Annotated in this window: 16 protein-coding genes; 5 read left to right on the top strand and 11 right to left on the bottom strand. The window is 35.1% G+C overall.

The window, feature by feature from the left end; all coding sequences use genetic code 11:
• Positions 1-161 precede the first annotated feature (161 nt).
• The 4 genes from FJOH_RS10540 to FJOH_RS10525 all read right to left on the bottom strand — a co-directional run bounded on the left by FJOH_RS10540 (position 162) and on the right by FJOH_RS10525 (position 7,478).
• Positions 162-1,190, bottom strand: coding sequence for a glycoside hydrolase family 43 protein (locus FJOH_RS10540; RefSeq protein WP_012024094.1), 1,029 nt, complete (start codon positions 1,188-1,190; stop codon positions 162-164).
• 278 nt (positions 1,191-1,468) lie between these two features.
• Entirely contained in the window at positions 1,469-2,641 is a 1,173-nt protein-coding gene (locus FJOH_RS10535; RefSeq protein WP_012024093.1) for a glycoside hydrolase 5 family protein, read from the bottom strand.
• A 279-nt stretch (positions 2,642-2,920) separates the two neighbouring features.
• Positions 2,921-4,444 (bottom strand): RagB/SusD family nutrient uptake outer membrane protein, encoded by a 1,524-nt coding sequence (locus FJOH_RS10530; protein ID WP_012024092.1) that lies wholly within the window; start codon positions 4,442-4,444, stop codon positions 2,921-2,923.
• Positions 4,445-4,460: 16 nt separating this feature from the next.
• Entirely contained in the window at positions 4,461-7,478 is a 3,018-nt protein-coding gene (locus FJOH_RS10525; protein WP_012024091.1) for a SusC/RagA family TonB-linked outer membrane protein, read from the bottom strand.
• 390 nt (positions 7,479-7,868) lie between these two features.
• Here FJOH_RS10525 and FJOH_RS10520 point away from each other — a divergent pair, with 390 nt between their 5' ends.
• The 3 genes from FJOH_RS10520 to FJOH_RS10515 all read left to right on the top strand — a co-directional run bounded on the left by FJOH_RS10520 (position 7,869) and on the right by FJOH_RS10515 (position 12,648).
• Positions 7,869-11,819 carry a hybrid sensor histidine kinase/response regulator transcription factor gene (locus FJOH_RS10520; protein WP_012024090.1) on the top strand — a complete coding sequence of 1,317 codons (3,951 nt, stop codon included), beginning with the start codon at positions 7,869-7,871 and terminating at the stop codon, positions 11,817-11,819.
• A gap of 110 nt (positions 11,820-11,929) precedes the next feature.
• On the top strand, positions 11,930-12,076 hold the full coding sequence (locus FJOH_RS27210; RefSeq protein WP_235023093.1) for a hypothetical protein: 147 nt from the start codon (positions 11,930-11,932) through the stop codon (positions 12,074-12,076).
• A 5-nt stretch (positions 12,077-12,081) separates the two neighbouring features.
• A complete protein-coding gene (locus FJOH_RS10515) occupies positions 12,082-12,648 on the top strand; it encodes a glutamine amidotransferase-related protein (protein WP_235023092.1) in 567 nt (188 codons plus the stop codon).
• Here the strand turns inward: FJOH_RS10515 and FJOH_RS10510 are convergent, their stop codons facing one another.
• On the bottom strand, positions 12,649-12,933 hold the full coding sequence (locus FJOH_RS10510) for a hypothetical protein (protein WP_012024089.1): 285 nt from the start codon (positions 12,931-12,933) through the stop codon (positions 12,649-12,651).
• Positions 12,934-13,115: 182 nt separating this feature from the next.
• Between FJOH_RS10510 and FJOH_RS10505 the strand changes: the two genes are divergently transcribed.
• Positions 13,116-14,720, top strand: a complete 1,605-nt coding sequence (locus tag FJOH_RS10505) for a class I SAM-dependent methyltransferase (RefSeq protein ID WP_012024088.1) — start codon at positions 13,116-13,118, stop codon at positions 14,718-14,720.
• Positions 14,721-14,861: 141 nt separating this feature from the next.
• Positions 14,862-15,782 (top strand): bifunctional helix-turn-helix transcriptional regulator/GNAT family N-acetyltransferase, encoded by a 921-nt coding sequence (locus tag FJOH_RS10500; RefSeq protein WP_012024087.1) that lies wholly within the window; start codon positions 14,862-14,864, stop codon positions 15,780-15,782.
• A gap of 203 nt (positions 15,783-15,985) precedes the next feature.
• Here FJOH_RS10500 and FJOH_RS10495 read toward each other — a convergent pair whose 3' ends face one another.
• The 6 genes from FJOH_RS10495 to FJOH_RS10470 form a co-directional block, all read right to left on the bottom strand.
• Positions 15,986-17,494: an aminotransferase class V-fold PLP-dependent enzyme gene (locus FJOH_RS10495; RefSeq protein ID WP_012024086.1), complete on the bottom strand. Its 1,509-nt coding sequence runs from the start codon at positions 17,492-17,494 to the stop codon at positions 15,986-15,988.
• 13 nt (positions 17,495-17,507) lie between these two features.
• Positions 17,508-19,508: a protein-disulfide reductase DsbD family protein gene (locus FJOH_RS10490; protein ID WP_012024085.1), complete on the bottom strand. Its 2,001-nt coding sequence runs from the start codon at positions 19,506-19,508 to the stop codon at positions 17,508-17,510.
• Between the two features lie 251 nt (positions 19,509-19,759).
• Positions 19,760-22,549, bottom strand: a complete 2,790-nt coding sequence (locus tag FJOH_RS10485; protein ID WP_012024084.1) for a M16 family metallopeptidase — start codon at positions 22,547-22,549, stop codon at positions 19,760-19,762.
• Positions 22,550-22,662: 113 nt separating this feature from the next.
• Entirely contained in the window at positions 22,663-23,799 is a 1,137-nt protein-coding gene (locus tag FJOH_RS10480) for a TlpA disulfide reductase family protein (protein WP_012024083.1), read from the bottom strand.
• 96 nt (positions 23,800-23,895) lie between these two features.
• A complete protein-coding gene (locus FJOH_RS10475) occupies positions 23,896-25,095 on the bottom strand; it encodes a TlpA disulfide reductase family protein (protein WP_012024082.1) in 1,200 nt (399 codons plus the stop codon).
• A gap of 65 nt (positions 25,096-25,160) precedes the next feature.
• Positions 25,161-26,564: a RagB/SusD family nutrient uptake outer membrane protein gene (locus FJOH_RS10470; protein ID WP_012024081.1), complete on the bottom strand. Its 1,404-nt coding sequence runs from the start codon at positions 26,562-26,564 to the stop codon at positions 25,161-25,163.
• Positions 26,565-26,580: the final 16 nt, after the last annotated feature.

The raw sequence follows: 26,580 nt of genomic DNA, 5'->3' as shown, positions 1-26,580 counted from the left end.
TGCCGTGATTCTTCTAAATCAAAATGAATTACCAGACTTATATCCACATAAGTCTGGTAACTTCTCAAACACTTAAACTAACTTAACTAACCGTATCTTTAATTGTGAATTGTTAATGGTAAATTGTTAATGATTCACAATTGATAATTCACAATTCACCATTATTTTTTGAACCTTTTCACCAAACTGTCGTATTCTTTTTTAGAGATTGTAATCATGCAGCCGTGGCGCACTTTTTCTGGAAGACTATATTTGTCCCAATCTGAGAAAAAAGTGTAACCTGAGGCTTGGTACCAAGGTCCGTTTAGGTTATCTGCAATTGATAATCCGTAAGAAACTCCCGGATATTGCTCGTAATACATGTACCATATTTTGTCATCTGGAGAAGGAATCAGCATTGGCGCTTCTCTAAAGTTTGGACTGATAGACTGCTGGGGCAAAGAATAAGGTCCTAAAAGATTTTTTGATTTGGCAATTCGGATGGTTTTTCCGGTTGTCCAATACAAAGTTGGGTAGGTTTCGTCTTTAATTATGGCATAATAAGAATCGCCGACTTTACGAATAAAAACATCAATGGTTCCCATATCCCAGTCGAATAAACGATTTGGTGTTCCTTCAAAAGTTTTTAAATCTTTCGACAAAACATATAAAGTTCTTTGACTTGCCCAATAACGTTCTCCGTCTTCTTTTGTTCCTTCAAGATGCGGCGTATGCCACGTCATGATAAACTTTTCTGAATCTTTGTCGTAATATAATTTTGGAGCACCAATTCGCTGTAAGGCGTTAGAATAATCGGGTGTGCTTTTTAAATCCGGTGTATAATCTGAATGCTTTTTCCAGGTAATTAAATCATCTGAAACCCAGATGTTAATACTTTTTGCATCGTCGCCTGTATTTCCTGCGATGTAATATTTCCCGTCTGGTCCTTTACAGATATCGGGATGTCCTTTGTAATCTTCAAAAACGCGTTTTCCGCTGTTGAGGTTTTCCCAATGTAAACCGTCTAAACTTACAGAATAGTATAATCTGCCATAATCGTTGTGCGTCATGTGCGCAAAAAGATAGGCTTCGTTTTTTGGTTTTTCATTTCCCTTAACTTGTCCCGGCGGATCTGGCTGTTGTGCTTTCACAGAAAATCCAGCCAAAATTACCAGCAGAAAAAAGAGCTGTTTTATTGTATTTTTTTTCATGTTGCTAAAAATTAAAATGTTTTTGCCACAGATTCCACAGATTAAAATGATTTTTTAAACACATAGAGACATAGCTTTACTTTGTCTGCAAAAGGCATTTCATTTATTAAAATACACATAGCTATGTGTGAAAGCCAGCTTTTCTATACTCTCAAAAAAAAATAATAAAATCTATGTTTCTATGTGTTTAATTTTTCTGCCACAGATGTTAATCATTTTAATCTGTGAAATCTGTGGCAAAAAATCTAACTTTCTAAAAATCTAAGAAGTCTAACCATCTATTTCTTATTCGCTTCTGCTGTCATTTTTTTAATCAAATCTGTTTCAGCTTTTATGTATGGTGTTCCATCTGTGTGTAATACTTCGTGAAACCATAATTTTGGTTCTGAACTGTATTCTTTCGTCCAGCTGTCCCAGGCATATTTGGTTTGTGTTTTTCCGTCAACAAATCCCCAGTTAATCATGCCCACATTGTATTTTCTAGCTACTGGTAAAAATCCTTCGAAAGTACTTCCGTTTGGTCTAGCCATATATTCTGTACACAATAAAGGTTTTCCGTAACGCTGTAATTGTTTGATTACTTTTTCGAAATCTTGTGGTGTATTGTAGTTGTGAAAAGAAACTACATCTGATTGTTCAATCTGCATTTTGTGCATTGGTTTCATTTTCGCTTCATCGCTCCAGTCTCCAACCCAAACTCCAGAAGTTAAAGGCTGTGAAGGATTGCTTTCTCTTGCCCACACAAAAACATTTTTTAAAAGAGGCAGAACTAAATCGACTTTGTTTTTGATTTCTACTTTTTCATAAGAAGGTCCTGTCATATTATCCGGCTCGTTCCAAACGTCCCAGCCCAGAATACGTTTGTCATCTTTAAATTTGGCAACCGTTTCTTTTACATATTTCTCTAAACGAGGATATTGTGTAGAATCCTGCAGTACTTTTTGTCCCGGACTCTGCACCCAGCCTGAATTGTGTTTGAATGGTTTTGGAGCGCGCTGTTTTCCTAAAGCAGGAAACGGATCCCAGCAGGAATCAAATAAAACGAAAAGGGTTTCAATGTGATGTTTGTCTGCGATTTCAAGAAACTGATCCATACGTTTGTAAAGCCCTTCTGCATCTTGCTTGTGCAATAAATCGTGCAGGTAAACGCGCATTACATTCATGCCTAAATTTTCTGCCCAGCCCAATTCCTGATCGATTCTTTTGGGGTCAAAAGTATCTTCCTGCCACATCTCTAATTGATTTACAGCTGTGCTAGGATAATAATTTGCGCCCACTAACCAAGGCTGTTCTGCGTACCATTTATTGGCCTGGTCTTTTGTCCAGATTTCTCTTTTTTCGATTACAGCAGTTTCATTTTTTTTCTCTTCAGAATTACTTTTTTTGTTGTTGCAGCTTAGCAATACTAATCCTGCCAACATAAATGTCAGACACAATTTTACTTTTCTCATTATAAATTTTGTTATTATGAACAATCGTTCTTTATGATAAGGGAACCAGAAGTATTAATCTGATTTCCTCAAAAAATCAGTTTTAATTCATTGAGTGAGATTATTTTTAACACATAGAAACATAGATTTTATTATTCTGCTTAAGATTATAGAAAAAGCTAGCTTTCACACATAGTCCTATTGTGTATTATTCTAAGTGAAACGCCTTTAATAGATTCCTAAAAACTATGTTTCTATGTGTTAAAATTAAATTCTGTTCAATTTCACCCAATGCATATTTTAATATCCAGAGTTCTGCTCCAGATTTGGATTATTATCTACATCGCTCTGCGGGATTGGCATTCTATGATTTTTACCTACCGTGAAGTTTTTAAAATCCGGATCACGAAGCGCAATTTTATCAACTGAAGCCTGAGAATTTAAATCTCCCCAGCGTTTTAAATCTTCCCAGCGTACACTTTCGCCGCATAACTCCAGAACTCTTTCCATTTTCAAACGTTCTAAGAATTTATCGTGATCGTTTCCAATTTCAGGATGTGCAGCTGCTAATGTGTTCATGTTTGCACGAGCTCTTACCTGATCAACATATTGATAAGCATCTGAAGTATTGCCTAATTCATTTAAAACTTCGGCATAACGCAATAAAATGTCTGCATAACGAACTAATCTGTAATTTACCTGGTTGTAATAATCTTCGTTATTTCTGTAGTAGTCACGGCTTCCTTTTCTAAACCATGCTTCATCATTATTCCATTCCCAGTTTCTATCGTATGTTTTGTCTCCAAAATCAGCCAGTAATTGAGGGTAGTATAAAGTCCATCTTAAACGAGTATCCAGATTACCATCTTTATTTTTTTCCTGTTTAAAAGCATTTACTAACCAAAAACGAGCCTGACCGTCTGACCATCCAATTCCTCTTGGTGCAAAAAACTGCGAACGATTGCTCGAAACTGCTGCATTTTGTGACTCATCTGTTCCTCCTTTTCTTTGATCACCAAACTGGATTTCAAAAACAGATTCGCTGTTGTTTTCATTTACATCTGTAAAATTGTCTCTGTAGTTAGCAACTAAACTATACTTTGCTCCTGCACCGTTAATTAAATATTCTAAAGCGGCTTTGGCTTCCGGCCATTTGCGCTGCTGCATATACGTTTTGGCAAGAAAAGCTTTTGCGGCACCTTTATCTGGTCTTCCCAATTGATCTGATGACCAGTCTCTTGGCAGATCTTCGTAGGCTTCGTTTAGGTCTTTTTCAATTTGTGCCCAGATTTCGTCAACCTTTTTCTGCTGAGGTAAATCTGACGGCGTAGACGGATCTAAAACCAATGGAACATCTTCCCAGATTACTGCAGCATAATAGTAATGTAAGGCTCTGAAAAATTTAGCCTGCGCAATAATTTTCTTTTTATCATCTTCATTTTGAAAAGCAATATTTGGAACATTTGCTAAAACCTGATTACATCTAAAGATGGCTTTGTAAGTATCTCTCCATGTTACGGCATTTCCTTCCCAAAAATTATAATTGATGTAATTAAATCTTGTCCAGTCTGCTAATTCTGTCCACGGACTTACACTATAACCTTCATCAGAAGTAAGGTCTAAACGAAAATAAATCCATCTTGCCCACAATCCGTCTTTATAAAACATGGCGTAAATTGAGTTTACACCGGCTTGTGCATCACTTTCAGTTTTCCAATATTGATCTACTGTTATATCATTTGGGCTGTTCAAATCCAATTCGTTTTCACAAGCTGTAAAAACCAGACCCAGAAAAGCTGCTGTTATTATTATTATTTTTTTCATTACGCTGTTTTTTAAATTAAAAGCTAAACTCTACACCAAAAGAATATGTCTTTAGATTTGGGAAAGAACCATTATCAACACCTCTTTCAAAAATTCTGTTATCTCCCGTATTACTAAATTCAGGATCTAAGCCTTTGTATTTTGTAATCGTAAGAATGTTTTGTGCAGATAATGTTAATCTTGCTCTTGTAATTCCTGAATTTTTTAAAACACTGTCTGGCAGATTATATCCAAAACCAATGTATTTCAGCCTGATAAAATCACCGCTTTCTAAGAAACGGTCGCTGTCTCCTCTTGAGTTTAAGGTTGAACCTTTTGTAATTCTAGGAAAATCAGTATTTGGATTTTCCGGTGTCCAAGGCTGGATACCTGTTCTGTAGTTACTGTTATCGTCAAAACGATCTACAACACTTCTAAATCCGTTATAAACAGTAGCTCCGTGTGAAGCAATCCAGTTCATAGAAAAATCAAAACCTTTGTATTCAGCTCCGGCGTTTAATCCCATTTCAAATTCTGGCCATGGACTTCCTACGATAGATTTATCTTCATTTGTAATTTGCCCGTCACCGTTCACATCTTTAAAACGAATATCTCCCGGAACCGCATTTGGCATAATTACTTTTCCGTCTGCGTTTTTGTAGTTCTGAATTTCTTCCTGAGACTGGAATAAACCATCTGTCTGCAATACGTACCACATACCAACAGGTTGTCCGCTGCGTGTCATGGTGTTTCCAATAATGTTTTCATTTTGACCGTTACCCAAAGAAACCAGCTTATTGTTTATTTTTGTAAAGTTTACAGAAGCATTAAATGAAACTTCGTTGATTTTTTTGCTGTAAGCCAGTTCTAATTCAAAACCTTTATTTTCTACAGTTGCAGCATTAGAAATTGGGTTTCCGCCATCGTTACCAGTAGTCAGTAAAATTGGAAAACCAAATAATACATCTTCTGTACGGGCAATAAAATAATCGGCAGTAAGACGCAGATCATTATTTAAAACTCCTAAATCTAATCCTAAGTTGGTTTGTTTTAATTTTTCCCAGCGCAATTGTGAATTTGATAATTTTACCTGAGCTGCAGATGGATATAAGTTTTGGTCTTTACCTAATACAATTTGTCCGAAATTATTAACAAAACTTCTTGACTCGTACTCTCTGATATTTCCAGAACCCAATTCTCCATAACTTGCTCTTAATTTTAAATCTTTAATAAATTCTGATTTAAAAAATGATTCGTTGCTTATTCTCCATCCTGCAGAAAGTGACGGGAAATTACCCCATTTATTTCCATCGCTGAATTTTGATGAACCATCTCGTCTGATTACTGCATTAAATAAATAGCGATTGTCGTAATTGTATTCTAATCTTCCTAAGTAAGATGTTAAAGCGGCTTCGTTTATAAAACCTCCAACAACTGGTGAATCTCCCTGATTTAAAACTTCATAATACTGACCTGTTCCAGAATTCATTGGCAGATTTCTCTTGGTTCCATAAATCTGATTGTAAGTATCTTTTTGGAACGTCTGACCTACTAAAACTGTAATATCGTGTTTCCCAAATTCTTTTTTGAAAGTCAGTGTATTTTCAAATAACATCGTTTCTGATCTTCCTTTATTTTGATCGGTCTGAGATGGATCCTGAGGCTGGTTTAATGTCCAGCTTCCTTTTTTTCTCATGTATTTATAAGAATCAAAACTAGTTTCATATCCAAAATTAAAACGGTATTTCAACCAAGGCACAAATTTTAACTCTGACCAGATGTTTCCTCTAATTCTAAAGTTTTCGTTTGTTGTATTAGAAAAATCAGCAAGTGCCAGAGGATTTGTTCCAAAAGTATCTGCAACACCTTGTTTTCCATATCCGTATCCGCCCGGATTTGAAGCGTCGTAAAGCGGAATTGTAGGCGTCATTCTGTAAACATCAATAATTGGGTTTCCAGACATTTCATCTGTTTTGGCATTACTAATGGCTAAGTTTTCTCCAATACTAAAAATTCCTTTTGTACCGCTTGAGTTTACACGAAATGAAATTCTGTCGAAATCAGTTCCAACAACAGTTCCTTCATTTCCAAAATAATTTCCAGAAAGAAAAAATGTAGAATTCTCGTTTCCTCCGGAAAAACTTGCATTATAATCCTGAATCATTCCTGTTTGAAAAGTTGCATCCTGCCAGTCAGTATCAACAGCCATATTCAGGTTTTGTCTCGGAAGTCCGGCATTATCATAAGCCATGTTGTTGTATTTGGCAAACTCTTCGGTTCCCATCAAATCGTAACGAGGCATAACCTGAAAGCTTGTTTTTGCCGAAACTTCAACTTGCAGCGGTCCTTTTTTACCTTTTTTAGTCGTAATAATAATTACCCCATTTGCTGCTCTGGAACCATAAATAGCAGCGGCAGAAGCATCTTTTAAAACCTGAATCGATTCGATATCATTTGGGTTAAAATCACGATTTGCCGTTGTTACCAAACCATCAATTACATAAAGCGGATTGGCATTTTGAAGGTTCTTTAAACCACGAATTTCAATATTAGCTTCCTGTCCGGGACGTCCGCCGCCGCGAACTTTTACTCCCGTAACTAAACCTTGTAATCCGTCAGCAACTGTAGTTACCTGTCTTTTTTGAATTTCAGTGGCTTTTACCAGTGCTACAGCTCCTGTAAGGTCTTTTTTCTGCTGCGAGCCGTATCCTACTACTACAATTTCGTCTAGTTTTGTAGCATCTTCTGCTAAAGCAGCATTTATTGTTGTTTTGCCGTTAATCGCGATTTCGGTTGTTTTATAACCCTGAGAACTAAAAACCAGTGTCTGGTCTGAGCCTGTGGTTATTTTATACGTTCCATCGAAATCGGTTACAGCGCCGTTTTTAGTGTTTTTAATGACAACGTTAGCAAACGGAATTGGTTCTCCTGCTGCAGAAGCTACTTTTCCCGTTATGGTTATTTGCTGTTGTGCATACGATTGTTGTAATAATAAACTAAAGAAAAACAAGAGGTAATATCTCTTCTTTAAAATTTGAGTGATCTTTGTTTTCATTGATTTGTCATTTAGATAGTTTTCTTTTTTGGTTGGTTTTACGATTGTTTTTTTACTAATTCTAGTCGGCTCTTATGCGCACAAAAAAACAAATACTTTTACTAGCTGCTAATAATTCGTTCATTTTGTTTCAAAATTGTTAATGGAATATTTTTTCAAACTTTATTTTAAAGACAATGTATTTTTTAAGCCTAAAAATTGTCAATATCATTTATTTGAAAATCCAAAGTAGATGATTTTAATTCAAAATAAAATGCTTCTTTTGTGTCAATTTCTATCTCAAATGATTCAAATTGTATAAAAAAGACGAGAAAAACAGAGGCTTGCAACATTTTGTTGAAAATTGACACGATTTGAATAAGCCCTTGTTTTATCCTAAAAAACACAGCTATGCGTAAATTCTTTCTTTTTGTATTTTTTTTGATTTTTTCAATAAATTTTATTGAAGCACAAGAATATTATTTCAAACATTTTCAGGTTGAAGAAGGACTTTCTAACAACACCGTTTTGACCTCTTTGCAAGATGATGACGGCTTTATGTGGTTTGGAACAAAAGACGGTTTAAACCGATTTGACGGCTATCGTTTTAAAACTTACAGAAGCAATGCCGATCCAATTCATAGTTTAGGAAGCAATTATATTCAGTCTTTACACGAATATAAAGGTGTTATCTGGGTAGGAACAGATAAAGGTTTGTACCAATACGATAAAAAAACAGATCAGTTTACGGTTTTAAACGAAGCTATTAACGATCGTATCAACGATATTAATCACGATAAAAATGGAAATATCTGGTTTATTTCAGGAAATATTCTTTATAAATATTCGACTTCAAAAAAAGAAACCAAAACTTTTAACCCAAATAAGTATTTTATTGCCACTTCGATTTCCAGAGATGCAAACGGGCAGATCTGGGCTTCTTCCTTAAATAAAATTTACCGCTATTCCGAAGAAAATCTTTCGTTTGAAAATATTCCTGTAATGCCTCCGTCCAATTCTGCTAATTTCAGGATTACGGTTATTTATGCTTTAGACCAAAACAATATTGTTATAGGAACGCAAGACGACGGCGTTTTACTTTATAACATTCAAAACAAAACAACTTCGAGTTTAGAATTTTCGACAAAAAAACCTGTTTATGTCCGCCAGTTTAAAAAGAAAGGAAACGACGAACTCTGGATTGCAAGCGAATCTGGGGTTTATGTTTATAATCTAAAAACGAAGTTGAGCGTAAATCTCAAAAAAAATTACAATGATCCATACGCAATTTCAGATAATGCGGCGTATTCTATAACTATTGATAAAGAAAACGGAATTTGGGTTGGAACGTATTTTGGAGGCATTAATTACCATCAAAAACAATACACACAGTTCAAAAAATATTTTCCGCAGAAAGGGCAGAATTCTATCAGCGGAAGCGCCGTTAGAGAAATTCATAAAGATGATAAAGGCGATTTGTGGATTGGAACCGAAGATGCAGGCTTAAACCGATTTAATCCGAAAACTCAAATCTTTACTTCGTATTTGCCAAACGGAAGTAAAAGCAGTGTTTCGTATTATAATATTCATGCTTTAATGCCCAGAAAAGACAAAATCTGGGTGGGAACTTTTGAGCATGGTCTGGATGTTTTAGACCGAAATTCGGGCGCGGTTATCAAACATTACAGCGCCAATAATCCGGGTTCGGGATTGCGAAGTAATTTTATTTTTTCTTTTTATGTAACCAAAAAAGACGAATTAATTGTAATTACAACAATGGGGCTTTATGTGTATAATGAGCAGAAAGATACTTTTGATACTCTAAAAACATTTCCTGAAACCACACATTATACGACTTATAAAGAAGACAGCGACGGAAATCTCTGGGCTGGAAGTTACCGCGATGGTTTGTTTTATTACAATCCGAAAACCAAAAAGAAAGAGGTTTTTATTTACGATTATAAAAATCCGAACGGCATCAGCAATAATTCTATCAATTATATTTTTGAAGACAGTTCTAAAAATTTATGGTTTGCTACCGAAAACGGATTGGATTTATTTGATAAAAAAACAAGAACGTTTAAAAAATTCACCACCAAAAATGGATTCCCGAGTAATGTCGTGTATTCGATTCTAGAAGACGATTCTAAAAATTTATGGCTTACGACTTCAAAAGGTTTAGTAAAATTTGGCCCGGATCATAAAAGCATCAAAATTTATACAACCGCAAATGGTTTATTGAGCGATCAGTTTAATTATGCATCGGCTTTTGAGGATGCAAACGGCGATATGTATTTTGGAAATTTAAACGGAATGATCAGTTTCAACCCTAAGAATTTTACCAAAAACAAATACACGCCTTCGATTTTCATCACCAATCTTCAGATTAATAATAAGGATATTGATGCCAACGGAAATGATTCACCAATTAAACAATCTATTTCGCATATTGATGAACTGGAATTAGACAACAGCCAGTCGTCATTTAATCTTGAATTTGCTTCTCTAAATTACACAGCGCCGGAACTTACAGAATATTGGTATAAACTGGAAAACGTTAACAACGACTGGGTTTATCTGGAACGCAACAATAAAGTTTTCTTTACAGAATTAGCGCCTGGTGATTATGTTTTTAAAGTAAAATCGCTGAATAGTTTTGGTGTCTGGAGCAAAGAAGTAGAACTGAAAATCAGAATTCTGCCTCCGTTTTGGGCGAGTTCTTATGCTTATTTTTTCTATTTTCTGCTAATATGCGGTTCGTTTTATTACATCATTCGTTATTCGCAGAATTTAACGCAGATTAAAAACAACCGAAAAATAAAACATCTAAACGACGAAAAAGAAAAAGAAATCTATCAGGCCAAAATTGACTTTTTTACCAATGTGGCGCACGAAATCAGAACACCTTTGACGTTGATAAAAGGGCCTTTGGAAAAACTTTTGGTTATGGAACACAAATCTCCTGAAGTACCTCAGAATCTTTCTATAATGAAGAAAAACACGTCTCGTTTATTAAAACTGGTAAACGAATTACTGGATTTTAGAAAATCTGAAATTGGCGGTTTAAAACTCACTTTTGTAGAAGCCAATATTTCGTCGATGGTTCGGAATTTACATTTGAGATTCAGCCAGTTGATTGAAGAACGTGAAATTGAATTTGAACTCGAACTGGGCGAAAAAGACATTTTTGCTTTTGTAGATAAAGAAGCTTTCAAAAAAATTCTGAGTAATTTGATGAGCAATGCTATTAAATATTCTACACATAAAGCTTCGATTACGCTTTTTAGAGATGAAAAGAAACTGACTTTAATTGTAAAAAATGACGGAAATCTGATTCCTTTTCATTTAAAAGATAAAATTTTTGAACCGTTTTTCAGGGTTGATAATATGGATACGACTTCGGGAACAGGAATTGGGCTTTCACTGGCGCATTCCTTAACACAGCTGCACAACGGAAACCTACAGGTGATTCCGGACTCGAAGGTTAATATTTTTGAGCTTGTGGTGCCGCTTCGTCAGGAAGAAGAATTTATGTTTTATAATGAACCTGAAAAAGAAGAAGTCGAAACGGAATCTGAAACTGTAGAAATCGAAAACAAACACGAAAAAACACAGCTTTTAGTAGTCGAAGACAATGAAGATTTATTGAATTTTATTACGACTGAATTAGCGCCGTTTTACACCATTTTAAAAGCGGATAATGGCGAAAATGCCTTAAAAATAATTCATAACGAAAATATTCAATTGGTTATAAGCGATGTTTCGATGCCGGTTATGGACGGAATTACATTGTGTAAAGAGATTAAAACAAATCTCGAAACAAGTCATATTCCGGTGATTTTGCTTACTGCTAAAAACTCGCTGAAATCGCAAATTGACGGTCTTGAAGTGGGTGCCGATGCGTATATCGCAAAACCTTTTTCAATGGACTATTTAAAAGTTCAGGTAAATAATTTGATTGAAAACAGAAAGCAGATTATGAATTATTATGCGAGTTCTCCGCTTTCGCACATTAAAAGTATTGCACACAACAAAACGGATGAAAAATTCCTGAAAAAACTCGACGAAGAAATTCTGAAAAACATCACCGATTCTGATTTAAGTGTAGAATCTCTGGCTGAAATCATGAATATGAGCCGTTCAACTTTATACCGAAAAATTAAAGACATTTCGAATCTGAGTCCAAATGAGCTGATTAATATCGTACGTTTAAAACGTGCTGCTGAATTACTTTTAAACGAGAATTACAAAATGTATGAAATCGCCGAAATGGTGGGTTATAAATCGCAGACGAGTTTCGGACGTAATTTCCAAAAGCATTTTACGATGACGCCTTCGGAGTATATCGCGATGAATAAGTGAGTTTTTAGTCGTAGTTTTCAGTTTGGACTTCTGGACTATCTTTTATAATTAAAAGTGGACTATGGGGATTTTTTATAATGAAGGTAAATTTGCTCTAAATTTTAAATTTGATGAACATACATTTTATACAACACGAAATATTTGAAGCTCCGGGAGCGTATTTAAACTGGGCAAAAGAAAGAAATTATCAAATTTCTTTTTCTAAAGTTTATGAAAACGAACCCCTGCCCGATTCAGCAGATTTATCGATTTGCTAATTGTCATGGGCGGGCCTCAAAGTCCGAATACGACTTTGGAGGAATGTCCGCATTTTAATGCTGCTGCCGAAATAAATTTGATTCAAAAATGTATTTCTGCAGGAAAAGCTGTTGTTGGTGTATGTTTAGGATCGCAGTTAATTGGCGAAGCATTTGGAGCAAAAGTCAAGCAGAGTCCCGAAAAAGAAATTGGTGTTTTTCCTATTACGTTGACAAAACTGGGTACCGAAGATGAAAAAATAAACCATTTCGGCACACCGTTAAACGTTGGACATTGGCACAATGATATCCCAGGGCTGACACCAGAAAGTAAAGTTTTGGCTTTTAGCGAAGGCTGTCCTGTTCAGATTGTTTCCTATTCTAATCTGGTTTATGGTTTTCAATGTCATATGGAATTAACCACAGAAGTCGTATCTCTTTTAATTGAAAGTGAAGATGATTTAGTCGCTGCAAGCAAAAAACACAAATTTGTTCAAAATCCTGAAACGATTCTGGCTTATGATTACAGCGAAATGAATGCAAAACTTTTTGAGTTTTTGGATAAACTTACTGCTGCATATAAAGCTCAATAATTATTGCAATTCATTGATTCTGTCCAGTAATTCAAATTCATCTACAGGAAGTAACTGAAGCGCCATTTCGAGCATTAAGGCAATATCTGTGTCTTTATTTGCATTTTGTTCTAATGTCAAAATACATGATTTCAAAATTTGTGTAATCATACAGCTCAATTCAGTATAACTTGTCAATTCAATTTTTACTTCATACCTGTTTTTTTCTACCGAAATAGGTTTTAAAGTATTTAAATATTGAACAGCTAAGTTTTTAAATTTCTCTAATTCTTCATTCATTTCCATTTCTTTATTTTTTTACAAACATAAGAGTAAGAAAGCTAAAAAATGGGAATGTATATATCCAGTCAGATTTGACTGTTTTTGTTTAAATACAAATGAGCATTTTTATTCCAGACTAAACAAAACTGACTTGCGTTAGGTAAGAAAAAATTCACTATTTTTAAACTAACCTTCATTTTTGTACTATGGCTGATAAATCAAAATTTTTAAGTTCTATTTTTAGGCATCTTGATGGCCTTGTAACTGCTCCTGTGGCAATTGCATTTAAAAATAAATCTGTTTTAGAATTTATCTTAAATAAAGAAAAACTCACTTTATCTGAGCTTACTGCTGCTTTTAATGCCAATGAAGGATATCTGAATGTGGGTTTAAGAGTTTTGGCGTCTCAGGGTTTTCTGGATTATGAAGTTGATAATCAAACACAGGAAATTACGATTTCGGTAAACGAAAAAACCGAAATCGCTTTTTCATTGTTTCATCTTTATGAAGATGTTGTGGCTTTACTTCAGTTATCGATTCAGTTTCATCCTCGTTTGTTTGAAGATATTCCGTTTGAGAAACTCAATCTTATTTTTGAAAAATATAAAACGAGATACGGAATTGAACCGTCAGCTGATCCGTTGAAAAACAGCATTCAGGAACAGATTTTAAAACATATCGAAGGTTATTTAATTGGACCTACAATAGTTCGTCTGGCAATGAACGGCATGTTTCATAAATATTTTATGGAAACTTCTTTCAGACCTGAAGAGTTTCATAAATCGCCGGAAAACTTCAAAAAAATATTAGACTTTTTTGTTCATTTAGGCTGGTTTATCGAAAAAAACGGCAATTATCAGTTTACCGAAGCCGGTTTGTTTTTTGCCAAAAGAGCCAGCGCTTACGGCGTTACGGTTTCGTATTTACCGACATTCGCCAAAATTGAAGAATTAATTTTTGGCAATCCGGATGTGTTAAGAACCGCCGAAGGTGAAAACGAACTTCATGTAGATCGTGAAATGAATGTTTGGGGAAGCGGAGGCGCTCATGACACTTATTTTAAAGTCGTAGACGAAATTCTGATCAAGCTTTTTAATCTTCCAATTGAAGAACAGCCAAAAGGAATCCTGGATATGGGCTGCGGTAACGGCGCTTTTCTGCAGCATATTTTTGAAGTGATCGACAGACAGACCCTGCGGGGAAAATATTTAGATGAATATCCTATATTTCTTGTTGGCGCCGATTATAATCAAACCGCTTTAAAAGTTACCAGAGCCAATTTAATAAAAGCTGATATTTGGGCAAAAGTTATTTGGGGCGATATTGGACGTCCGGACATATTGGCTAATGATCTCAAAGAAAACTATAATATTGATTTGAAAGACCTCTTGAATGTAAGGACTTTTTTAGACCATAACCGAATCTGGCAGAATCCAATTCATGTTAATAAAAACAGAGTCAGTAAATCTACAGGTGCGTTTGCTTACAGAGGAAAAAGAATCAGTAATAATCTCGTTGAAGATAATCTGCTGGAACATTTACAAAAATGGTCTCCGTATGTGCATAAATTTGGATTGCTTTTAATTGAGCTTCACACCATAAATCCTAAACTTACAGCCGAGAATATAGGCGGAACTCCTGCAACGGCTTATGATGCCACTCATGGTTTTTCTGATCAGTATATTGTTGAAATTGATGTTTTTAATGCCATTGCAGCAGAAGCAGGATTATTTCCGGATAAATCTGTTTTTAAGCGATTCCCAAATGCCGATACCGCTACAGTAAGCATTAATTTGCTGAAAGGAAAATAGAGTTCAAAAACCTTTTTAAAGCATACAAATACTAAGTTTCTATGTGTTTTAAAAATTACTTTCGCAAAAACAATTTTAATATAGTTGACAAAAGCAACTAATTTTATATATTTGCATTTCTATAATGCAATATTTTAAATTATGACTACTACAACTTCAAAAATTAGAAGTTTTAACCGTTTTTATACTTCTCATTTAGATTTATTAAGCCAGCATTATCTGGAAAGTGATTACTCGATAACTGAAGTTCGAATTCTTTACGAAATCAGCGAGAACAAAACTATTACCGCTCAAAATATAACCGAAATCCTCAATCTCGACAAAGGATATGTAAGCCGAATTTTGAAACGTTTTTTAAAAGACAATCTTATCAAAAAAGCGTCTTCACCAGATGATAAGCGTGCTTTTAATATTGAACTCAGCAGTTTAGGAAAACAATTGCTAAGTTCGTTGAATGCTAAAGTAAATGAGCAGATTGAAAATAAAATTGAAAATCTGAATTTCTTCGAGAAAGAGAATCTTGTCAATTCGATGCATACTATAAAAAACCTGCTCTCTGAAAGTAAACCGCTTCGAAGTGATATTATGTATCGTCATGAAATTAAACCGGGCGATTTTGGTTATATTATTTATCTGCATGGGATTATTTACAGCAATGAATCGAATTTTTCTAATGAATTTGAAAAATATGTCGTTAAGACTTTCTATGATTTCTTAGAAAATTATTCTCCAGATTATGACCGTATCTGGATAGCAGAATATAATAACAAAATTGTGGGTTGTATTGCTATTCAGCATCAATCAAAAGACGAAGCACAGCTGCGATGGTTTCTGCTTGATCCGTCATTTAGAGGTTTGGGAATTGGTAAAAAACTATTGACTGATGCGGTAGATTTTTGCCGTGAAAAGAAGTTTAAAAATGTGTTTCTGCTTACAACAAACATGCAGGACAAAGCGCTTGAAATGTATAAAATAGCTGGTTTTAAACTCACAGAATCTACAGAAGTAAACCAATGGGGGAAAACGTTTAAAGATGAACGTTACGATCTTGATTTGGCGTGATTTTAGTTTTTTTAAAGCTTCAGAGAAGCTTAATATTTATAGCAATATTCATTTACAATATAAAGCTCCAGCGGAGTGACCTATTTTCTAATATAAGATATGGCGCTCCGCCGGGGTTTATACAGATAAAAAAATCCTCCAGCCAAAAAAATTAAAAAAGAGGCTGTTCCAAAAGCGGAACAGCCTTTCTTATACACAAAAATCTAAGCCAAAGAAAACCAACTTTTGACATCGTCTTCAATGGTTTCTTTTACCAAAAGATTATCAAATTCGTTGGTTACAGGATTATATTGATACGCTTTCTGCCAATCCTGAATATTTAAAACGATTTGTTCAACGGCTTTACAAATAAATAAAAGTTCATCATTTTTCATGGTTGGATGAAGTGAAACTCTTACCCAGCCCGGTTTTTCGGTTAAATTTTTCTGAAGGATTCCGTTTGTGATTTCGGTTGATTTTTCTTCATCAATATTCAATAAAAAATGAGCGTATGTACTGGCACAAGACCACCCGCCCCTAACCTGAATTCCAAAACGGTCATTCAATAATCGTACGATTAAATTGTAATGAATATTCTCGATCGTAAACGAAACGCAGCCAATTCTTTCTGTTTTTAAATCTCCCAGAATGGTTAAACCTTTTATTTTCTGCAATTCAAGAAAACAAAGATCAAGCAGTTCTTTTTCTCTGTTTTTCATGTTTTGAACGTTCATTTTATTTTTCAGTTCCAGACACAAAGCAGTTCGCATAACCTGCAGAAATCCCGGTGTTCCGCCATCTTCTTTTACTTCAATAGCATCGCTGTAATGGTATCCGCCCCACGGATTGGTGCATTTTACATTTCCTCCGCCCGGATTATCCGGAAAACTGGATTGGTATAATTTTTCATTGAAAATTAAAATGCCGCACGTTCCGGGGCCGCCCAGAAATTTATGGGGCGAAAAGAAAATAGCATCCAATTGTTCTTCGGGATCTTCCGGATGCATATCAATTGAAACATACGGCGCCGACGCTGCAAAATCTACAAAACAATAACCGCCGTTTTGATGCATTATTTTGGCTAATTCATGATACGGCGTAATAATTCCCGTAACGTTTGAACAAGCGGTAAATGAGCCAATTTTAAGCGTTCTGTTTTCGTATTTTTTGATTTCTTCGGCCAATATCTCCGGATCGACTAAATTGTCTTTTCCGCAGGGTAAAACCACAACATCGGCAATGGTTTCGTACCACGGAACCTGATTGGAATGATGCTCCATGTGTGTGATAAAAACTACCGGCCTTTCATTATCAAAATTGATTTTTACATTGAAAATATTGTCCTGAGAACGCAGTCCCATAATACGCTGCAATTTATTTAAAGCAGCCGTCATTCCGGTTCCTGTTGCTACAAGACAATCGGATTCATTTGCGTTTACATGCTTTTTTATCAACTCTCTTGCGTGCTGATAGGCATAAGTCGAAGCTTTTCCGGTCTGGCTGGAAAAAGAGTGCGTATTGGCGATCATTGGACCAATTTTTCGAAGCATAATATCTTCAATCGGGAAATATAATCTTCCACTGGCAATCCAGTCTGCATACAGAATATTCTGCGGGCCGTAAATCGACTCGAAACTGTGATTGACTCCAATTGTATTTTCTCTAAATTCAGAAAAATAGTTTTCGAGTTCGCTTGGTTTTGTATTCAAAATAGTATCCATTTCATTTATCATCTTAAAAGTATTTTTACTTTTTAAAGTTTTTAATACCGCTTTGAAGCCATTTGTAATATTCTTCGATATCAGGATTATACGCTGAGGTTTCTGTTAAAGAATTACTAGCGTGATCTACAATTACATAAAACGGCTGTGCATTTGCTTTATAGGTTTTAATCTGTAAATCGCTCCATTTGTTCCCGATGGTTTTGATTTTTTTTCCGGTTGTTTCAGAAACATATTGTTCACTTTCTGGCAGTTCTTTTTTATCGTCAACATAAAGCGAAATCAAAACCACATCATTATTTAAAACACCTAAAACTTTAGCGTCTGACCAGACTAATTCTTCCATTTTTCGACAGTTTACGCAGGCATATCCGGTAAAATCTAACAAAACAGGTTTTCCAGCTTTTTTGGCAAACTCCATTCCTTTGTCGTAATCATGAAAAGTGATGATATTCTGCGGACCGTATTCTGCGCCTTCCGGCAAAGCAGATTTTGTTGTTTCGGCAGTATTTTTAGCGCCTAATCCGTCTGGAGATTCGCTGTAGTACATTGGCGGAGGAAATCCGCTGATTAATTTAAGAGGTGCGCCCCAAAGTCCGGGAATCAAATAAATAGTAAACGTTAAAACGATCAATCCAAAACTTAATCTTCCTACCGAAATATGGTTTAAAGGCGAATCGTGAGGTAAAGTAATTTTTCCGAATAAATAAAAAGCCAAAGCTCCAAAAACGGCAATCCAAATGGCAAGAAAAACTTCTCTTTCTAACCAATGCAATTGCAGAACCAAATCGGCATTTGATAAAAATTTGAAGGCTAAAGCCAATTCTAAAAAGCCTAAAACTACTTTTACGGTATTGAGCCATCCTCCTGATTTTGGCAATGCGTTTAACCAGCCCGGAAATGCTGCAAATAATGAAAACGGCAGGGCAATGGCGATTGAAAATCCTAACATTCCAACAATTGGCGCAATCCCGCCTTTTGAAGCGGCTTCGACTAATAAGGTTCCTACGATTGGTCCTGTACATGAAAAGGATACAATGGCTAAAGCCAAAGCCATAAAGAAAATCCCGATTAATCCGCCTCTATCGGCTTGTGAATCGACTTTATTGGCTAATGCATTTGGCAGCATAATTTCGAAAGCGCCCAAAAAGGAACACGCAAAAACAACCAATAAAACAAAGAAAATCAGGTTGAACCAAACGTTAGTTGAAAGTGCATTCAGCGAATCGGCACCAAAAACTGCGGTTACGATTGAACCTAATAAAACGTAAATAATTACGATTGAAAACCCGTAAATCATGGCATTACGAATTCCGGCTGCTTTAGTTTTACTCTGCTTGGTAAAATAACTTACCGTCATTGGAATCATTGGGAAAACGCAAGGCGTTAAAAGCGCTGCAAATCCTGATAAAAAGGCAATAATGAAAATACTCAGCAATCCTCTGGATTCTTCTTTCTTAACGGGATTTACTGCTGTTTTTTCTGGTTTATCTACGGCTTTTACAAATGTTACATCTTCAGCAACAGCCGAATCTTTTTTTACAGCTGGAGTTTCTTCGGCGAAAGCCAATTTCTTGTCTGCCGGAATTTTAAAAGTTAATTCTTCTGTTGTGGGCGGTAAACAATTGCTGTCATCGCAAACCATAAAATCAACATCGGCTGTAATGGATGAAACGTCAGAAATGAGTTTGATTTTTTGGGTAAAAAAGGCTTTGTCTTCAAAATATTTGATTTTCATATCGAAGATTTTGTCGATCGTTTCATGACCTTTTTCTTCGGTTGTTTTTCCCACTAATTCGAATTTTTTTGGCGTATTTTTAAAGGTAAAAGCGGTTGGTGAAGGTCCTCCTTCTTCAATATATTGTCCGTACAAATGCCAGCCCGATTGTATTACGGCTTTGGCTTTTAAAATATATTCTTTATCTGAAATTTTCTCTACAGATGCTGACCACTTTACGGGATTGTACATTTGACCAAACATACTCGCCGAAAGCAGTAAAAGGAAAGTTAATATGCTATTTTTCATTGTTTTTTGGTTTGCTGTTTTACAAAAAAGAGCTGTCGGCAAAAACAGCTCTCTTAAAGGTCTCTCATAGAAAATGGCTTACTAATTCAGATTCTAAAATGAAAATAATGAAAGACGACTATTAAAATAAATTTTAGATTTAGTCTAAGTATTCAGTGTTCAATTTTTTTAGTTTTCAGTCGCAGTCACAGTTTGCAGATTACAGCGAACTGAACACTGAGACTGAACACTGGAACTGTAAACTAAAAAGACTACTTCAAAGGATTCCCGTCTTTATCCAAAGAACCTGCTTTGATGATAATCATTTTGTCTAACTGGATGTATTTCTTAACAGCATCGTTTACCTGCTGCAAAGTCACTTTTTCGATATCTTTTGGATATTGTTCTATATAGTTTGGCTCCAGACCTCTTTCTACAAAACTTAAAATAGTTCTTGCCATTCCGCTTGTGGTTGACATTCCTACTTTAAAACTTCCAATTAAATTGGTTTTCTTGTTTTCTAATTCTGTTGCGGTGATTCCGTCTTTAACCCATTTATCTACCTGAACTTTTGTAGCATCTAATCCTTTTTGAAATAATGCCGGATTGAAAGAAGCGTTTACGAACCAGTAACCACCTGTTGTAATATTTCCTCCTAAACCAGATGAAATACTATAAGTTAATCCGTCATTATCACGAACAGTCTGCATTAAACGTCCGGCAAAACCTGCTCCTAAAGTATAGTTAGCAATGTAAAACGGAATATAATCGGCATCAGTTCTTTTTAAACCTGTGTATTGCCCAATGAATAATTCGGCACTTGGTTTTTCCGGAATTGTTAATACTTCTGTTTTTGAATTGGATTTTACTGCTTCTTCAAATTTCATGTTTTCTACTACTCCGCCATTCCAGTTTTTGAATGATTTTTTTAAAGAAGCATTTAAATTAGATCCTTCTGTATCGCCTACAATAACTAAATGCATTGAAGCCGATCCGAAATATTTTTTATGAAAAGCTTTTACTTCGTCTAAAGATGCGTTTTTAATATTCGCGATGTAATCTTCAACACTTAAACTGTAATTTGGATTTGCTTTTGGATAAATAGCCTGCGATAATGCAATGCTTCCTCTTTCGCCCGGATCGTTTAAATCCTGCTGTGTATTCCCGATAAACTGCTGTTTTAAGTTTTCAAATTCTTTGGCATCAAACAAAGGATTTCTTAATTCTTCTGCCAGTAAAGTAATTACCTGATCTAAATCTTTTTTCAAGCATTTAAATCCAATATTGATTTTAAAAGTTGAGGCATTTACGCTTAAGTTTACGCCCAATTTTTGGAGTTTTTCAGAGAATTTAAACTTGTCATTTAACGTAGTTCCTTTTGATAACATTGACGCTGTTAAAGACGGAATCATATTGTTTTTTCCTTCATTTGCATAATTTCCTAACGAAATACTTGCTGCAACGGTTACGAAATCTTTAGCCGAAGTTTTTACCGAAATGACATCAATTGCTGATACTTTTTCTCTTTTGTAAGCCGAAGCTGTTTTTTCGATTATTGTATCATCATAAGCGATTTCTGTTGTATTTTTTTGTTCTGATGAAACAGCTGATTCTGATTCTTCGTGTACATGTCCATCTTCTGAATGTCTGTAATAAAACGGTCCGTTTTCAGGAATAAAGTTGTTTGCTTTTGCAGTATCCTGATTTTGGTTTCCTGATTGTTTCGGAATAAAATAACCTGTTGTGCTTTGGTCTTCAACTAAATATTTTTGTGCTACGCGAAGAACATCTGCCGGAGTTACTTTTTTCAATCTGTCAACTCCTGTTACATAATCTGTCCAGTCGCCGGCTGCAATGGCTTCGTTTAATTCTGATGCAATTACTCCAGAACCGTCTCTTGCTAAAATGGTCTGTGCACTAATTTTGGCAACTACTCTGTTTACCTCATCTTGTGTTACGCCTTCTTTTTGGATTTTTGCTACCACTTCGCTGATTTTTGCATCGATATCTTCATGTTTTGATGAGGTTGGAAAACCAACTCCAATGGTAAAAAGACCGACTTCTTTGAAATTTGTTGCACTTGCATACGTATAAATTCCTAAACGGCTGTCAACGAAAGTTTTATTTAAAATTGCAGACGGCCCGGAACCTATAATTTCTCCCAAAATATTTAAAGCAGGAAGGTCTTCGTGTAAAGCGCCCGGAATTTTATAAGCTTTGTTTATTACGCCTAATTCTCCCGGCTTTCTCACTACAATTTTTCGCGCGCCATATTGCTGCGGTTCCTGCGTATAAGGCTGCGGCATCGCGTTTGGTGCTTTTGTAATTTTACCGAAATACTTTTCGATTAAGTCAAAAACATTGTCTTTTTTAAAATCTCCAATAATGGTTAAAGTGGCATTATCCGGCCAGTAATAGGTATTATAGAAATTACGTAAAACCTCGATTGGTGCATTTTCGATATCCGATTTCCATCCAATTGTGGAGTGATGATACGGGTGTGCAATGTATGCCGAAGCCCAGATCTCTTTGTCTAATAAACTATTTGGATTGTTTTCACCGCGTTCAAATTCGTTACGTACAACAGTCATTTCGGCTTCTTTATCTTCTTTTAATAATAAAGAATTACGCATTCTGTCGGCTTCAATTTGAAGTGCCAGTTCGATTTTATCGCTTGGAAGTGTTTCGAAATAATTGGTACGATCATACCAGGTTGTAGCGTTTAACTGCGCTCCTGTATTTTGCAAAACATCTGTAATGGTGTTTCCGTTTTTTTTGTTGAAACTCGGCGTTCCTTTAAACATTAAATGTTCTAAAAGGTGTGTCGATCCTGTGTTTCCTAAAACCTCATGTTTAGAACCTACACGATATACAATCTGCACTGTTGCAACAGGTGAAGCATTGTCCTGCAAAAGCAAAACATTCATGCCGTTTGGCTGATATAAATATTCTTCTATTCCGCCTAATTCTTTTATTTTCTTGAAGTTAACTGATTTATTCTGCGCAGAAACAAGCGTGCAGAATGCTAGTGAGCAATAGCCCAGAAGGATGTGTTTTTTCATTTTTTTGAGAGATTTTTTCTTGAGTTTTCAGTCGCAGTCGCAGTTTTCAGTTATCGACTGAACAGATTAAACCAAACTGAGACTGCGACTGAAAACTGCGACTGAATACTAATTTACGATTTGCTGAAGATTTCTTTTAGTTTAGATTGTAATTCTGCTTCTCTAAGGTTTTTAGCAACGATTTTTCCGTCTGGACCAATTAAGTAATTCGTTGGCACCATTTTTACTCCGTATAAAACAGCAGCTTCGTTCTGCCATCCTTTTAAATCAGAAACATGAGTCCAGGTTAAACCGTCTTTTTCGATTGCTTTCTGCCAAAGGTTCTTTTTATCATCTAAAGAAACTCCCAAAACATCAAATCCTTTTTCGTGATAGGTTTTATAAGCTAAAACTACGTTTGGATTTTCTTTTCGGCATGGTCCGCACCAAGAAGCCCAAAAATCAACTAAAACATATTTTCCTTTGTAATCTGAAAGATTCACTACTTTTCCGTCAATATCGGTTTGAGAAAACTCTGGAGCTGTAACGCCTACTGCTGTTTTTTCGTTAAGGTCGATGGCTTCTTTTAACTGTTTTCCGTAAATTGATTTTTGTACGTCTGGAGATAAAACGGCATAATACATTTTTACCTGTTCCGGAGTTCCATACGATACAATTCGGTCATTGATTATTAAAGCAGCACCTACTTTATCTTTATTTTTTCGGATGTATTTATCGGTTAAATCATCAGCAAAAGCGGCAAGATCTTTCCATTTTTTATCCATCATGGTTTGCTGTTCAGCTGTTAATTTTACTTTTCCGTTTTGAGTTAAGGAGTCAGATAATTTATAAACAGGACCAGCGATATTCTGGATTTTTTTGAATTCGTTATCGTAGTATGATTTGTAAATATCATTTTGCCGCGCTCCACTGATTTTAGCTTTAAAAATAGAATCTTTTTTAGCTTCAATTTTAATGTCTTCGTTCTCTAAAAGAAAGAAAGCTCCATAATCTTCTCCTTTTAATTTAAGAGTATATAGTAAAGGTTCTGAAACTTTTCCTTCAAAAGTAAAAGTTCCTCCTTCTTTAATTTGTGCAGAATCTGCTATTTGTTTATTTCCTTTTTCATCTGTGTTTTCAAGATAAACCATTCCTTTATCTAATCCGGCAATAGTACCGTTGATTGTGTAACCTTCTTTTTTAGAGCAAGAAGTAGTTACAGATGCAAGTGCCAATACAATTAATGACGATTTTAAGATTGTACTTTTCATGTGAGTTATTTTTTTAGTTTTTTTGTCTCAGTTTTCAGTCCCAGTTTTCAGTTACAGTGTTGATTGAGACTGTAAACTGCGGCTATAAACTTAAAATTAAGATTTTAATAGTTCTTTTAATTTTGCTTCTAATTCTGCACCTCTTAAATTATCGCTGATAATTACACCTTTACTATCAACTAAATAGGTTGCCGGAATTGCTTTTACGTTAAATGATTTGCTTACTTTGTCATCATCTAAAAGATTATGCCATTGCATATTTTCTTGTCCTAATGCTTTCTGCCAGGCTTTTTCATCTTTGTCAATTGAAATACTTAAAATTTCAAATCCTTTTCCAGAATATTCTGAATAGGCTGTTTTTAGGTTTGGAATTTCTTTTCGGCATGGTCCGCACCAAGAAGCCCAAAAATCAACCAAAATGTATTTTTTCCCTGCTGTAATATCTTTTGCAGCATATGGTTTTCCGTCTTTGTCTTTTAAACTGAAATTAGCAATGCTGGTTCCAATTAATGATTTCGGATTTAAATCTTTATCTAAAATTTGCCCGTAGTAACTTTTCTTTGCTGTTTCAGAAAACTGATCGTACAATGGTTTTTGTTCGGGTGTAAAATAACTGTAATTTGTCATCATAAAAAACGGTCCCCACCAGGTTTCTTTATGTTTTGCAATAAGATCTAATGTTGTTTTTTCTACTTTGGTAAAAAATGCTTTTTCTTTTGCTTCAAAAACTTTCCATTGTTCAGTGCCATAAAGAGAGTCTAAAGCTTTTTTATTTCCTTCTTTTCTGGCTTTGCCTACTTTATTGCTCAATTCATCTATTCCAACATGATAAGCAGCATAATCTTTATCTAACTCTGCTTTAAAAGCCGTTTCTTTTGTGTAAAAATCATGTGATTTAGAACCTGTAACTGCTATGTCTTTAAATTTAATATACTGTCCTTCATCATTTGAAACACTGCCCGAAGCAGTAATTTTTATTTTAGAATTTTCTGCCATTACCGGAATAATTCCTTTATTTTTTCCAAACGATATATAGAAATATCTCGGTTCTTTTAATTTTCCTGTAAAGGTAAATTTACCATCTTTCAGCGTAGTTTCTGCAACCGGTAATTCTGATGAATGTGTACCACCCGGAATTAATTTTACAGTTGTTCCTTCTTCAAGACCTGTAACGTTTCCTTCAATTGTATAAGATGCCGCCACCGGAGCAGCTGTTTTTTTCTTTTGTGCCTGAGTGTTTGAAACCATAAACAAACAGATGCACAAAGCTGTTATTTTATATTTAATTGTATTCATTTTTGATCGATGTTTTATAGAAAAGCTTCCCTTTTGGAGTTCCTAATCAGGAAGCTTTTGAGTTATTATTTATCTACGTTTTGTGTTAATGTTCCGTTTCCTGGATTTTGTGTTGCTCCTTGTGGAAATGGCATTGTCCATAAATGAGAATCTGATTTTAAAGTATAGGTATTTCCGTTTGCTGTTTTGGTAAAACTAACTTTATAAACACCTTCTGCATTTAAACGTCTTGCATCTGCATAAGGAATAAGAGTCTGTACAAATTCATTATTTTTTGTTTTGTAAATAGCGTTCAAAGCAGCTGCTTTATCTGTAGTTGCAATATCCTGATAAGATGCAGGAAGAATACGTGTTTTACGAACCGCATTTAAAATAGCCAATGCTTCACTGATTTTATTATCACGTGCTAAACACTCCGCTTTTATTAAATAAACCTCAACAGTTGTAAGTCCGCCAAAATTGTACATTCCTGACAATATTGAATAGTAATACGTATCTGCTCCTACGGTTCTTAATTTCCAACGAGATTTTAAACGTGCATCCCCCGTTTCAAAACGCGCAGCTCTTTCTACTGGTATGCTTGGCTCTCTCCCTAATGAACGGCTTGAACCGTGTCTAAAAACATAGTTTTCAACATTGTTATAACCCATTGGCGAAACTGATGTTGTATAAGAATTTGGCACATCTATAATGGCTTTATTTGCTTCGTAAAAAGCTGCCCAGTCAAAGAGTTTATTATTTTCTGCTAATGCCAAATCAGCATATTTTAAAGCTTCTGTATAATTATTCATCTGCAGATAAACTCTTGAATAAAAAGCATAACCTGCCCCTAAATTTGGATGCAAAGCGGTTTGAGCAACCTTAGGCAAATATGGTAATGCTTCTTTAATGTCATTTAGAATAAAATCATACATTTCCTGAATGGTTACTTGTTTACTTGGCGCATTAATATTGGCACTTGTAATTAACGGAACTGATAATTTTGTTGACGCTGTAGAAGCTACATAAGTATCTGCATAAAAATTAGTCACATAAAAAAAGTTCATCGCACGCATTATTTTTGCCTGCGCCCAAACTATTCTCTGTTCTTGCTCAGTCGCTTTAGTAGTCGAAAGTGCATTTTCAATAATTAAATTAAAAGCCGAAATTCCGCTATAAGTTGTGTAATATGTAGATTCATCTGAGACCTTCAATGCAATACGATCTGCATTTTCGTCCCACATATAATTGGCATTATATAACCTATTACTTGTAAGTGTAGCAGCTGTTATGAATTGATCATTTAGTAAATGCGTAGCTCCTAAGATATCTAATCTTGTATTGTATTCGTCACGCAAAAAAGCTTCATAGTCTGCTAATGTTTCTGGAGATTTTGCTCCTTTTGGCACATCATTCAAGTAATCATCGCAAGATGCCAAAGTCAATCCTAAAGCCAATAAGCACGCTGCTTTTTTATATATATTTTTCATCGTCTAGTCTTTATAA

It is taken from the genome of Flavobacterium johnsoniae UW101, from assembly GCF_000016645.1.
GTDB classification, from domain to species: domain Bacteria; phylum Bacteroidota; class Bacteroidia; order Flavobacteriales; family Flavobacteriaceae; genus Flavobacterium; species Flavobacterium johnsoniae.
The sequence above is the reverse complement of the archived record's forward strand: the minus strand, read 5'-3'. Positions and strand labels throughout refer to the sequence as shown.